The organism is Massilimicrobiota sp. An134, from assembly GCF_002160815.1.
In the GTDB taxonomy this organism is placed as follows: Bacteria; Bacillota_I; Bacilli_A; order Erysipelotrichales; family Coprobacillaceae; genus Allocoprobacillus; species Allocoprobacillus merdigallinarum.
Genome location: NZ_NFLH01000006.1, coordinates 48159 through 61333, shown reverse-complemented (window position 1 = coordinate 61333; position 13175 = coordinate 48159). Strand labels below are relative to the sequence as shown.

Annotated in this window: 15 protein-coding genes; 1 reads left to right on the top strand and 14 read right to left on the bottom strand. The window is 33.0% G+C overall.

Features of this window, described 5'->3' with window-relative positions; genetic code table 11:
• Nucleotides 1-3 precede the first annotated feature (3 nt).
• Together B5E79_RS04250 and cdaA are read right to left on the bottom strand one after the other, a co-directional pair.
• Entirely contained in the window at nucleotides 4-1401 is a 1398-nt protein-coding gene (locus B5E79_RS04250; RefSeq protein WP_087297099.1) for a CdaR family protein, read from the bottom strand.
• Nucleotides 1391-2185, bottom strand: a complete 795-nt coding sequence (gene cdaA, locus B5E79_RS04245) for a diadenylate cyclase CdaA (RefSeq protein WP_087243014.1) — start codon at nucleotides 2183-2185, stop codon at nucleotides 1391-1393. The genes B5E79_RS04250 and cdaA overlap by 11 nt, the downstream gene beginning before the upstream one ends.
• A gap of 186 nt (nucleotides 2186-2371) precedes the next feature.
• Between cdaA and pduL the strand changes: the two genes are divergently transcribed.
• Nucleotides 2372-2938, top strand: a complete 567-nt coding sequence (gene pduL / locus B5E79_RS04240; RefSeq protein WP_087297098.1) for a phosphate propanoyltransferase — start codon at nucleotides 2372-2374, stop codon at nucleotides 2936-2938.
• Between the two features lie 104 nt (nucleotides 2939-3042).
• Here the strand turns inward: pduL and B5E79_RS04235 are convergent, their stop codons facing one another.
• The 12 genes from B5E79_RS04235 to B5E79_RS04180 form a co-directional block, all read right to left on the bottom strand.
• On the bottom strand, nucleotides 3043-3417 hold the full coding sequence (locus tag B5E79_RS04235; protein WP_158095465.1) for an HU family DNA-binding protein: 375 nt from the start codon (nucleotides 3415-3417) through the stop codon (nucleotides 3043-3045).
• A complete protein-coding gene (locus B5E79_RS04230) occupies nucleotides 3417-4433 on the bottom strand; it encodes a threonine aldolase family protein (protein ID WP_087297096.1) in 1017 nt (338 codons plus the stop codon). The genes B5E79_RS04235 and B5E79_RS04230 overlap by 1 nt, the downstream gene beginning before the upstream one ends.
• 8 nt (nucleotides 4434-4441) lie before the next feature.
• Nucleotides 4442-5266, bottom strand: a complete 825-nt coding sequence (locus B5E79_RS04225) for a MurR/RpiR family transcriptional regulator (protein ID WP_087297095.1) — start codon at nucleotides 5264-5266, stop codon at nucleotides 4442-4444.
• Nucleotides 5253-5822, bottom strand: coding sequence for a Fe-S-containing hydro-lyase (locus tag B5E79_RS04220; protein WP_087297094.1), 570 nt, complete (start codon nucleotides 5820-5822; stop codon nucleotides 5253-5255). The genes B5E79_RS04225 and B5E79_RS04220 overlap by 14 nt, the downstream gene beginning before the upstream one ends.
• Nucleotides 5819-6661 carry a fumarate hydratase gene (locus tag B5E79_RS04215; RefSeq protein ID WP_087297093.1) on the bottom strand — a complete coding sequence of 281 codons (843 nt, stop codon included), beginning with the start codon at nucleotides 6659-6661 and terminating at the stop codon, nucleotides 5819-5821. The genes B5E79_RS04220 and B5E79_RS04215 overlap by 4 nt, the downstream gene beginning before the upstream one ends.
• A gap of 65 nt (nucleotides 6662-6726) precedes the next feature.
• A complete protein-coding gene (locus tag B5E79_RS04210) occupies nucleotides 6727-7551 on the bottom strand; it encodes a MurR/RpiR family transcriptional regulator (protein ID WP_087297092.1) in 825 nt (274 codons plus the stop codon).
• Nucleotides 7548-7940 (bottom strand): putative periplasmic lipoprotein, encoded by a 393-nt coding sequence (locus B5E79_RS04205; RefSeq protein ID WP_087243030.1) that lies wholly within the window; start codon nucleotides 7938-7940, stop codon nucleotides 7548-7550. Before B5E79_RS04205 ends, B5E79_RS04210 begins: the two co-directional genes overlap by 4 nt.
• Before the next feature lie 259 nt (nucleotides 7941-8199).
• On the bottom strand, nucleotides 8200-9189 hold the full coding sequence (locus B5E79_RS04200; RefSeq protein WP_087297091.1) for a dipeptidase: 990 nt from the start codon (nucleotides 9187-9189) through the stop codon (nucleotides 8200-8202).
• A 12-nt stretch (nucleotides 9190-9201) separates the two neighbouring features.
• Nucleotides 9202-9444, bottom strand: coding sequence for a hypothetical protein (locus B5E79_RS04195; protein ID WP_087243034.1), 243 nt, complete (start codon nucleotides 9442-9444; stop codon nucleotides 9202-9204).
• A complete protein-coding gene (locus B5E79_RS04190) occupies nucleotides 9444-10226 on the bottom strand; it encodes an HAD family hydrolase (protein ID WP_087243036.1) in 783 nt (260 codons plus the stop codon). Before B5E79_RS04190 ends, B5E79_RS04195 begins: the two co-directional genes overlap by 1 nt.
• Before the next feature lie 64 nt (nucleotides 10227-10290).
• Nucleotides 10291-10821, bottom strand: coding sequence for an anaerobic ribonucleoside-triphosphate reductase activating protein (nrdG, locus tag B5E79_RS04185; protein WP_204209628.1), 531 nt, complete (start codon nucleotides 10819-10821; stop codon nucleotides 10291-10293).
• Nucleotides 10802-13105 carry an anaerobic ribonucleoside triphosphate reductase gene (locus B5E79_RS04180; RefSeq protein ID WP_087297089.1) on the bottom strand — a complete coding sequence of 768 codons (2304 nt, stop codon included), beginning with the start codon at nucleotides 13103-13105 and terminating at the stop codon, nucleotides 10802-10804. The genes nrdG and B5E79_RS04180 overlap by 20 nt, the downstream gene beginning before the upstream one ends.
• Nucleotides 13106-13175: the final 70 nt, after the last annotated feature.

The window sequence follows — 13175 nt, the reverse complement described above, 5'->3', positions numbered from 1 at the left end:
TTTCTAATTCCTTTCTATATTAATTGTAACTTTAGATGATGACAATAATTTCATCGTTAATGTTTCATCATCACCAGCTATTTTAACATTCACCTGATGTGTTCCAACATCCAAACCATCAATATCAATTGTTGCTTGAATATTATCAACTTTTAAAGTATTGATTTTATCCTCGGTTCCCGTCACTGATACTGAAGCATTCTGTCCTTGGCCAGCAAACGAAACCTTATAATCACGCGAATTATTCAACACCTTAATAGGAATGTTATCGAATTTTTTTGTAATGACTTTTTCAATTTCCACACTGACATCAATTGCATCCTGTGAAAATTTATTAATACCTGCTATCTTTTTCAATGCAAGATTCGTCATTGTTGTACTTGATTTTAAATCTGTGATATCAACATCAACTTCAACTTGTTGAATTTCATTTAATTGTTCTTCTAATCCAAAAATTGTAACTTCACTTTGTGACAGTGTATACTGAGATACCTGATATCCCGTTGGCAGGTTCCCTACAAGATTAACATGAATAGGAACTGTCTTACTATAAGATGATACCTGACATGTAACATGGACAGACTCAGGACTCATTTCTACATTTAATTCTTCACCATTACTGTCATAAGCTCTAATTCTTGCATTTTGTTCAAAATCTTCAGTCTTATCAGATACATCAATGCAAGCCTCAACCGTTTCGACTCTAGATAAAGTTTCTTCACTTGCTCGTAACTCTACAGTATCCAAATCCATTTGATTCACACTGACCGAATATTTACTATCCAGTTGATCTTCATTAATAAAACGATATCCTAAATCAAATGTACGCGTTACTTTTTTAGCAAGCGTTACCTTAATTGAACTAGGAATGGATACAACCTGTAACGATTCAGGGAAATTACGTGTTCTTAGATTCAAAACATAATCTCCTTCATCTAAATCCTGCAAATCTAGATAAACCTGATAATCTCTAGAAAAATTCGTTTTATATATATCTAGCGATGGTCCAACCAAAACAACTGATACACTTTCAGGTATGCCTGATGCTTCCAAAGAATCATCAAGATTTTCTACATAAACAGGAACATTTTCTAATGTTGCTCCTGAAGTTGGACTTGTGAGAATATCTTTTCCTGATACACTATAAAATAAAACTGCAGCCATAACAAAAGATAAAATTGTAATTGAGACCTTACTTGATAATATTTTATCTAAAAGCTGATTCATATAGTTATAAAAGCGTGCTCCCGTATCAATAGCTTTCACTTTTTTTTCATTGACACTTTCTTTACTAGATGTATCTTTACTTGTCTGGTCTTTTTCTTTTTCAATAATTTTCAAGAAAAAGTCAGTTGTTGTATCTTTTAAAGGTCTGTTATTTTTTTGATTTCTAGGACTCATGAGCTTGACCTCCTTCATCACTAGATTTAAACCATTGCAATTCATTCACTAATGATGCCCTTAATTCCTTAATAGGAATCTTTCTTAATTCACCATTCGTTGCAAAAGAAATGGTTCCTGTTTCTTCACTGACAACAACAGTTAATGAATCTGTAATTTCACTAATTCCAATCGCTGCCCTATGACGTGCTCCATATTTAGGACTGAGTTCCTTATTTGTTGGTGGATAAAACGCTGCCGCACAGGCTACACGATCCCCCTGAATAATTGTTGCCCCATCATGAAGCGGTGTCCCTTCCCAGAAAATAGTCAAGAAAAGTTCACTACGTATATCGGCATTGATCTTTGTTCCTGTATTGATATAATCAATCATGGATTGACCTCTTTCAAAAGTAATTAATGCTCCTGTCTGCTCTTTTGCAAGAGTCGAAATCGCATCTACCAATTCATCCATCAGTCTTTCCTTTTCATCATTACTTATTTCTTTTTTAACTTCTAATTTGGTTTGTCCCATCTTTTCCAGCAGAGTTCTAATTTCTGGCTGAAAAATAATAATAATGGCTAATACACCCCAATTAATAATACTATCAACAAGATAATTAAGTGTCGTTAATCCAAGCAAACTTGTTAATACTTTGACAATCAAAATAAAAAGAACACCTTTAAATAATTGCATGGTTTTCATATTTGTCTTAAACATTGAAATTAAGTAATATAAAATAAACCATACTGCAATCAAATCTATCGCTGATCTTATAAAATTTATCACAACACTAAGATTCAATCTTTATCACCTACATTTCTTTTTTATTATATCAGTTTTCCATCAAAAGTAAAACGTTACCTTTTTCATTTCCTGAAAATCTATATCTTCATTTTGTGAACTTCATATTTTTTATCAAAAAGAAACAAATTCCTTTGCAAACACACAAAAAAGTTGTAAGATAAGTATGTTATAGGAGGATATTTTATGGGAAAAACAATTTTAGTCGAAACTTCTGCTAGACATGTACATTTATCACAAGCAGATTTAGAAACTTTATTTGGTAAAGGATATGTTTTAACAAACAAAAAAGATTTATCACAACCTGGACAATTTGCCTGTCAGGAAAAAGTCACTGTTATTGGTCCAAAAGGCGAAACAAAAATGTCTATTTTAGGACCTACACGTGCTCAAACTCAAGTTGAAGTCTCTTTAACAGATGCTAGATCATTAGGAATCAAAGCATTAATTAGAGAATCTGGAGATATCGAAGGAACTGCTGGATGCAAATTGGTTGGTCCTGCTGGTGAAGTTGAAATTTCTTGTGGTGTTATTGCTGCAAAACGTCACATTCATATGACACCTGCTGATGCCCAAGAATTTGGAGTACAAGATAAAGATGTTGTCAGTGTTGAAGTGAAATCAGCTGACCGTTCACTTGTTTTTGGTGATGTTGTCTGCCGTGTCAGCGATAGCTATGCTTTAGCAATGCATATCGATACTGATGAATCAAATGCTGCTGGTGCACCTTGCGAAGGAATCATTATAAAATAAAATAATACCTATAAAGATTAATCAAATCTTTATAGGTTTTTTATTATTATGTTGAATCATTTCTTAAAATAAAAAAAAGCTGTCATCACAGCTTTTTTATCTCATTATTTACCATTAACAACATTCTTTAAAGCTGAACTTGCTTTAAATGCAGGAACTTTACTAGCAGCGATTTCCATTGTTTCACCAGTTCTTGGGTTACGTCCCATTCTAGCTTCTCTTGTACGAACTTCAAAAGTTCCAAAACCTTTTAAAGAAATCTTATCTCCTGCTTTTAATACATCAGTTAAAGTTTCTAAAAAAGCATTAATTGCAGCTTCAGATTCTTTTTTTGTTAAACCTGATGCTAAAGAAACTTTTTCTAATAATTCATTTTTATTCATACTATAATCTCCATTTCTATGTATATTAGGGTATTCCCTAGAGCTTATTATAATACAAGTCTCATGTCTTGTACAGTGCAATCGTCTATCTTCCATCAAAGATTTTCAATAAGCGAAACAAACGATAATACAGCTTCTTGAGAAGTTGCCCATGAAGTGACAATACGTACGCGCTCACCACCAGGAATAGCTCCCATATGCGTCACCATAAACTCCTTTTCAATAGCCTCTAAAGCATTTTGTGGTAAATCCACAAAAATCTGATTAGTGGCAGAAGGCTCATAAAGTGGAATTCCTTTTTTAATCAATGCCTGACGTATCATATCAGCCATTCGATTTTCATGAAGACCAATATCTTCATATAAATGATCTTTAAACAATTCATAAAATTGAATGCCCAACAATCGTCCTTTTGCTAACATAGCCCCTTTATTTTTCATATGATAACGAAATTGAGGTTTTAAATCATCATGAATAATAACGAGAGCTTCCCCAAACAAAGCACCCATTTTTGTTCCACCGATATAAAAGGCATCAACATATTGTGCAATTTCTTCAAGCGTTGGAGCATCTGGTAAAACCAGAGCACTTCCAAGTCTTGCTCCATCTAAGAATAGATATAAATCATATTTTCTTGTGACTTCATAAAGTGCTTTTAATTCATCACGCGTATAATAAGTTCCTAATTCTGTTGTTTGAGAAATATAAACCATACGAGGTTGAACCATATGTTCATCTGTATGTTGCTGACAAATGTCTTCAATCATTTGACATGTCACTTTACCATGGACATGTGGACGTGTTAAAATCTTATGTCCTGCTCCTTCAACAGCACCCGTTTCATGAACCTGAATATGTCCTTCATCACAGGCAATAACAGCCTGATAATGTTTCAAAGCATATGAAATCATTAACATATTTGTTTGTGTTCCACCAACAAGAAAATGAACATCAGCCTGTTCATTATGAATACGTTCTTTAATGACTTTTTGAGCCAGATGACAATATTCATCTTTACCATAACCAACAGTCTGAATCAGATTTGTCTGATTTAATGCTTCTAAAATTTGAGGATGTGCTCCTTCACTATAATCATTTAAAAAACTATACATACTTTCTCCTATTCTCGATATAACAATCCATATCGAACATATATTAAATTCAATAAACTTAAAAAATTCATTGTTCCCTGTAATGAAGATTCACTGTATTGACTTTCAGTACCATCAATACGATAAATCCAATCTATATCATCATTTTGATATGTCTGATTCATTGTTAATAATAAAATCTTTGGATGATGTTCCTTAATTTTATCTATTAATGCTTTCATCAGCTGTTCTCTGGCACGAACAGTAATAATAATAACCAGACTATCTTTATCTATAATATCCAATCTTTGAATTTCATCACCACGTTCAACAAACGCATAAACAAATTTACGATGTTTTAGCATCTTCATTTGAAAATCATTAGATATAATCTTGTTAAACTGATAACCCAACATATGTACTTTTTTAGCCTGGTATATCATTTCACAAATACGATCAATATCTTTCATATCAATAGATTTTTCAACAAGTGCCAAAGACTCCATTGCTTCATGATACATTTTCTTTTTTAAATAATCAGGATCTTCCGAAACTTTTTGAGCATCCTGAGTTGATAAATGAATTTCATTGCGTGCAATTTCTAAAGCTATAGCAATTTCGTTTTTAAAATTCACAAAGCTTTTACAATTCATATCTTTACAAAAACGTGAGATCGTTGCTGGAGAGGTATAACAAAGGTCTGCCAAATCATTAATACTGATACTTGGAATCTGATCTATATGAGTTAAAATAGTATGAGCAATCGCATAATACATGTCTTGAGGTGAAGAAACATTCACATAAGACATCAGAGTATATAAAATATCAACTTCATTATAATCATGAATTGTCATGGTTATGCTCCTTTAAATACTGACTTCTACCCATTTCATATAAATCATGTCCATAGCAGTCAATCACAACAGTTAAAGGTAAATCTTTGACTACTAAACGACGAATAGCTTCAGGCCCTAAATCCTCAAAAGCAATGACTTCACAAGATTGAATACATTGTCCAATATAAGCGCCTGCTCCTCCAATTGCTCCAAAATAAATACTCTGATAGTCCATAATAGCTTGTTTGACATGATCTTGACGGTAGCCTTTACCAATCATTCCACGCAAACCTAGCTGCATAAGTGCTTTCGCATAAGCATCCATGCGTCCAGATGTTGTCGGTCCCCCACTGCCAAAAACATGTCCTGGTTTTGCTGGAGTAGGTCCAACATAATATATAATTTGATCTTTAACATCAAAGGGTAATTCTTCTCCCTTTTCTATTAAAGCCACCAAGCGTTTATGTGCCGCATCTCTGGCAGTATAAATAACACCTGATAATAAAACCTGATCGCCAGCTTGCAAGGCAAGAGCCTGTGATTGCGTCAAAGGTGTTGTCATATGTTTAATCATAAAATAACCTCCTTATGTCTGGCAACATGACAGCAGATAGAAACAGCAACTGGCATTCCTGCAATATGCGTTGGATATGTCTCAATATTCAATGACAAAGCTGTTGTTTTCCCTCCATAGCCAGCTGGTCCAATACCTAACTGATTAATTTTTTCTAATAATTCTTCTTCTAATTGTTGATATCGTAAATCACTATGATGTGTTCCTATATCTCTGAGCATCGCTTTTTTCGCAAGATATGTGACATAATCAAAAGAACCTCCAATACCAACTCCAATCACCATAGGAGGACAAGCATTAGGTCCTGCTTCTTCAACAACTTTTAAAACAAAATCTTTAATTCCTTCTACCCCATCACTTGGTTTGAGCATTTTGACCTGACTCATATTTTCACTACCAAAACCTTTTGGAGCAACAATGATTTTCAATTTGTCACCTTCCACAATTTCATAGTGAATCAAGGCAGGTGTGTTATCTTTTGTATTGATTCGATCAAAAACAGGATCATCAACAACACTTTTTCTTAAATATCCTTCCTGATATCCCTGTCGAACACCTTCCTGTAAAGCATCCTGTAAAGATCCCTGCACATGAACATCTTGTCCTATTTCAACAAATAAACAAGCCATCCCTGTATCCTGACAGATAGGGACTGACAATGATTGAGCCATTTTTGCATTTTCTTTTAAAATAGATAATGTCTGTTTAGCCAATTGACCATCTTCTATTTGACTTGCCTGATCAATCGCATTTCGAACATCTTGAGGCAATTGATAATTAGCCTCTATGCATAATGTTTTGACTGCCTGTATAATATCTTCCTGTTTTATTTCCCTCATGTTTTCACCTTCTTTTATTATGTTTATTATATATAATTTTCTATCCTACCACAAGAAAAAAAGAATTAAAGAAGATGCCCCTTTAATTCTTGAAGTGAAGGATAATATAAACAATAATATCTCAGTGACATAAGTTCTACTGCAGTTAACAAACTATGTTTACCTGTTTTTCTGTTTTTAGATTGACCTAATACTAACTTATGATGAACTGGTATTTTTAAATCCAACTGTGGATGACAAGTCATCAAAACAACCTGACATCCTGATTTTTTTATATACTGTAAAATCTTTGCATTACTGTTTGCGAAATATCCATTAACAGTCATAATAATTGCTACACTGTTTTGATTTAATTGTTTTGCACATTCTAGCTGTCGTGAAGAATCCATATATGCCATTGTAAACTTTTCTAACATCAGTAAATCTGTTTGTAAGTGTAAAGCTGCACTTTGTGAAAATTGTGTACCAAAAAAAGCAACTGATTCACTATCATGAATTAATTTTAAGATTGCATCAACTTCATTCCAATCTAAAAGCTTTGGTAAGTCAGAAATGTATTGAATGACTTGTTGGATATATTGTTGCGTTGCCTGTAAAGGAGAATCCTTCATTGTTTCGAGTGAAATATTAATAAGATTATTAAATTTTTTATCATGTGAATGGAATGTATAACATTCCTGTTTAAGATGCGCAAAATTTTCATAGCCTAAAGCACGACAAAAACGTGAAATCGTTGCTGGTGAAACAAAACATTCTGCGGCCAACTCACTAATACGCATATTCGCAATACGATAAAAATTATTAGCCATGAACCAGGCAATATTATAATTGGTATCATTTTCTTGAGCTGTATCTAAAAAGATAATCAGTCTATAAAACAAATTCTTCACGATAAATCCTCCTGTAATACATAATGTCCAGACAAATCAGCACTCAAATAATTTTCTTCATCAGTTGTTTTCACAATAACATAATCCTTGCCAAAAGTAAATGTCAATTGGCAGTCTTTTTGATGAGATAGTATACATGTTGCCTGTTGATGAGAATCATCCTGATAAGTAGCAAAATCCCCGATTCCAGATTGATTGAGTTCAAATTCAAAAGTAAAACCCTTTTGCTTTTCATCGTTTTCATAAATATATAAAAGATAATCATGATATTGATAAACTTTTCTATCAAGTGGTTTTTCATGAGATTGAGATGATAGAGGTTGTGAGGAATGAACTTGACAACCTACCAACAAAAACACACATATCAAAAACATTACACACTTTTTCATAAAGAGCTAACCTCCATATTTCGACTTTATATGATTATATCACAAAATGATTTATGAAATATAGTCCCATTTATGTAACATCAAAAACAATCACATATTTTTTGACAATTGCATGAAATTTTATACAAAATAATGTGTTAGATTATATGTGTAGTCAAAAATAATTTGTTTTCCCTTCAAATTTGACTACTTCATGATATCCTTTCCCAAACTGATATTAAAAAAGCAGATGAGGACTCCCACCTATCTGCTTTTTTATTTACTGAAGAATATCTTGATAAACTCTCAAAACATTTTTAAAGAATATTTTTTCAATCTCCAACGATGATAATCCCGCTTCTTTTAATGCCTGTTCTAACTTTGGAAGATAAGAGGCATCTTTTAATTCTAAATATGGTGGAATACCATCAAAATCACTTCCTAAACCAATACAGTCAATACCAGCTAAATTTTTAATATATAAAATGTGTTTGACAATATCATCTATTTTTGATAAACACTTTTCTTCATCATTTTCTGTTAAAAAGTCAGCAGCATAATTCATCCCCATGACTCCACCACGACTTGCGAGTTTTAAAATCATCTCATCAGTTAAATTACGCGCATGTGGACAAACACTTCTCGCATTGGAATGTGAAGCGACAAACGGTTTAGTAGTCAAACGATAAACATCTTCAAATCCAGCGTCTGAAAGATGTGAAACATCAATAATGATTCCTAAACGTTCACATTCTTGAACATATGCCTTGCCAAATTCAGTTAAACCATTTTTTGTATCACAGGCATGATAGCCATGATTGTCATCATCTCTTGAAAAATTAGGATAACCTATACCATTAGAAAAATTCCATGTGAGCGTAATCATACGCACACCTAAATCATAATAATGTTGTAAATAGTGAAGATCATTTTGTACAACAGCACCCTCTTCAAGCGTTAACATAGCACTCATACGATGCTGATCCATATTATTGATAATATCCTGATAATTTTTAATGACGCCTATCATATCTGAATACTGATTCATTTCATGATAAAAAGTGTCTATCAGATCATGCGCATATTGAAAAGGATTATCAGTTTTATGCAAAGGTGTAAACATGGCAAAGTTTTGTAAAAGGTAATCACCTTGTTGCATTTTTTCTAAACTTATATTCAGGTTATTCTGTTTTAATGATATATCTTGATTTGATTGTCTTTGTAAATATATCTCAGAAATTGTATCACAATGCATATCAACAACTTTCATTTCCAATCCCTCCTATGAAAAATAAATTTCTGTTGTCTGATATAATTTTGTGAGTGATTGTGTTTCTTTAAGCCAGTCTATTGCTTCATTTATTTCTTCTGGCGTTAATTCTACAATTCCATAAGTCGCCAGCTGACAAATATCATAGAGACTTTGCCATAAATCATCAAAATCATGTGTTTGTTCATCAGCCTGCTCACTTTCTAAATATGCGCTCATTTGATGCGCTTTTTTTGTTGCTTCTTCTTTTGTCATTATAACTCTCCTTCTTGAATCAATCCCAGTTGAAGACATGCATAATATATACCATCTTCATCAATAGGTTTTGTAATAAAAGTAGCGATAGATTTTAATTTTTCATTTCCTTGCCCCATTGCTACACTTTGAGAGGCATGTTTAAACATATCGACATCGTTTAAAGAATCTCCAAAAGCAATATATTCCTGAAGTCCTAATAAATGCATCAGTTTTTGAATTCCTGTTGCTTTTGATAATCCAGCAATTGTAATATCAGCATATGTAGATTCTCCAGGCAAAACATGAACTCCAGATACTTTTTGAAAAGGTGCATAATCATAGCCAAGTGGTCCATATACAATCATCGCATCGACTTCTTGACCACAATATGTTCCTACTGGAGGAATCTGATTTTGAAAATATCTTTGTGTCTGCAAAACATATTCATCAGGTTCCTTAGAAATAATACGTTGCTTAGATTTTAATGTCACAGCATAATTATATTGTTTCGCTATAGATAAAACTTCCTGTACGGCCTGAGGATCCATGGATGCGTGAAAAATTTCTTTTTTATAGGCATCTAAAACAACCTGACCATTATTACAAACAAATCCATCCCATTCAAACATATCCATAAGTCCTGTTCGTGTTAATGAATCAATTCCTCGCCCTGAGGAAATAATCATATGATATCCATTTTTCTTTAATAGACGTAACGCCTTTTGTGTTGATAACGACACTTGATGATGAACATTATCTCTTAATGTACCATCAACATCAAAACATAATAATGGCTTCATACTTGTCCTCCTTGTCTTTTTTATTATACAGTAAAATAACTTTTATAAAAAGAAGAGAATTTATTCAATCAATAAATTCTCCATATTCACTCACCTTTTGTTCATAAACACGTCCTTGTTGGAGGCTTTTATGAATGTCTATGATTCTTTGATTAGATGAACCTTTATAAATCAATTCTAAACTACGTAGTGATAATACAAAACGTCCATCTACCAATGTATCGCATAATGATAATAAATCAATGGCATCCTGTCCAAGTTTCAGAATGTCTTCATAGACATATCCACTATAAATCATAATATGTAAAGAAGTTTGAGCTTTGATTTGAGAAACCAATATTTTCAAAGGCTTCACTTGTAAAAATGGTTCACCTCCAGAAAGGGTTATACCATCTAAAAGTGGATTGCTTAAAATATCAGCAACAATAGTTTCAATGTCTTCTTCATATCCACCATTTATATCCCAGCTTTGAGGATTATGACAGCCAGGACAATGATGTAAGCATCCTTGTGTAAATAGAGTATAACGTAAACCAGGCCCATCTACAATTGAATCATGAACAACACCATATAGTCTAATCTTTGTTGATTCCATGTTTAACACGATCTTTTTCTTCTGCTCTTTTGGCATCATTGAAACGATCAAGCGTTCCTACAAGATAACCTGTGATACGTCTAATTCTTTCAAATTCTTCATGAGGTGCTTCTTTACGACCACATTGAGGACAAACATCATTAATAATGCCATTATATCCACAAACAGGATCACGATCAACAGGATGATTAATAGCCCCATATCCCATATTGGCATCATGCATAGCTCTTACAATTTTTTCAAAAGCTGGTAAATTCTTTGTTGGATCACCATCCATTTCAATATAACTAATATGTCCTCCATTTGTGAGTTCATGATAAGGTCCTTCAATTCTTATTTTATCAAAAGCACTGATTGGATAATAAACAGGAACATGAAAACTATTCGTATAGTATTCTCGATCTGTGACTCCTTCAATCTTTCCATATAATTGTCTATCTAGTTTTACAAAACGTCCTGATAATCCTTCTGCAGGTGTGGCAATTAAAGAAAAGTTTAAATGATATTTCTGACAGGCTTCATCAACACGACGACGCATATGCGCTACAATTTGTAATCCCAAAATTTGTGCCTTTTCACTTTCACCATGATGATAACCAATCAAAGATTTTAATGTTTCGGCTAAACCTATAAATCCAATCGTTAAAGTCCCATGTTTTAATACTTCTCTGACTTCATCTGTTGATTTTAATTTTTCTGAATCAAGCCAAACACCCTGTCCCATTAAAAATGGATAATTCATCACACGTCTTTTACACTGAATTTCAAATCTTTCTAATAATTGATCTATACATAAATCTATTAATTGATCCAGCTTAATAAAGAATTCATCAATATCACCTTTTGATTTAATCGCTAAACGAGGTAAATTAATAGAAGTAAAACTTAAATTCCCACGTCTTGGAGAAATCTCACGAGTTGGATCATAAATATTACCCATAACTCTAGTACGACATCCCATATATGCAATTTCTGTTTCTGGTGTTCCTTTATAATATTGTTTATTAAACGTTGCATCAACAAACGAAAAATTAGGAAATAAACGCTTTGCTGAAACACGACATGCTAATTGGAATAAATCATAGTTAGGTTCACCTTTTTGATAATTAATGCCTTCCTTAACTCTAAATATCTGAATTGGAAAAATAGGTGTTTCTCCACCACCCAAGCCTGCCTCCGTTGCAAGAAGGACATTACGAATAGCCATTCTTCCTTCAACTGATGTGTCCATGCCATAATTCAATGAACTAAATGGTACTTGTGCTCCTGCACGAGAATTCATCGTATTTAAATTATGAATTAATGCTTCCATAGCCTGATACGTTTCTTTATCAGTATCCTGATATGCTCTTTCACTTGCAAATTTTTGAATACGCTCAATAATTTGTGGAGATATATGATTATGCATCAATACATCTTTTTCTTCTATAGCATAATTTTGACAACTTAAAGAAGGCTGATGATTTAATGATTTCAACTGTGCCATAACATCTGCAACATTGACATCAGTTAATAATGTTAATGCTTCTTCAATAGCTTTCAAATACCACTTACGATATGATTTTTTAATTCCTTCAGCCATTCCGTAATCAAAATTCACAATAGCCTGTCCACCATGCTGATCATTTTGATTAGATTGAATCGCAATGCAAGTTAAAGCAGAATATGTCGTAATACTATTAGGTTCACGCAAAACTCCATGACCAGTTGAAAAACCACCTTTAAACAAATCAATAATATCTATTTGGGTACAGGTTGTTGTCAATGTCAAAAAATCCATATCATGAATATGTATATCGCCAGAACGATGTGCTGCACTATGTAAAGGATTTAAAACAAACATCTCATTAAACTGTTTGGCTGCTTCAGCCCCATATTTTAACATTGTTCCCATTGGTGCATCAGCATTCACATTCGCATTTTCTCGTTTTAAATCACTATCCTTAGCATCCTGAAAAGTAATTTCTTCCAATGTTTTCATTAAACGTGATTTTCGATCTCTAGAACGTGTACGTTCAGCACGATACAAAATATAAGCTTTTGCAATACGTACATACCCTTTTTCTATTAATGTTTCCTCTACAGTATCCTGTACCAGCTCTACTGTTGGCAATTCTGTATGACGATCCTCTAATTTCTGCTCTACAATATGTGCCAAATGAATAGCTGCATCTAGACCATATTTCGCTTCTGTTGCCTGAAACGCCTTATAAATAGCTCCTGCAATTTTATTGACATCAAAGACATCCATACGTCCATCTCTTTTTCTAATGTATTGAATCATGAATCAAACCCCCTTTTGTTTAGTATCTCACATCTATTCGTTTTTCTCAAATCTTTTGAATGATTCCCCT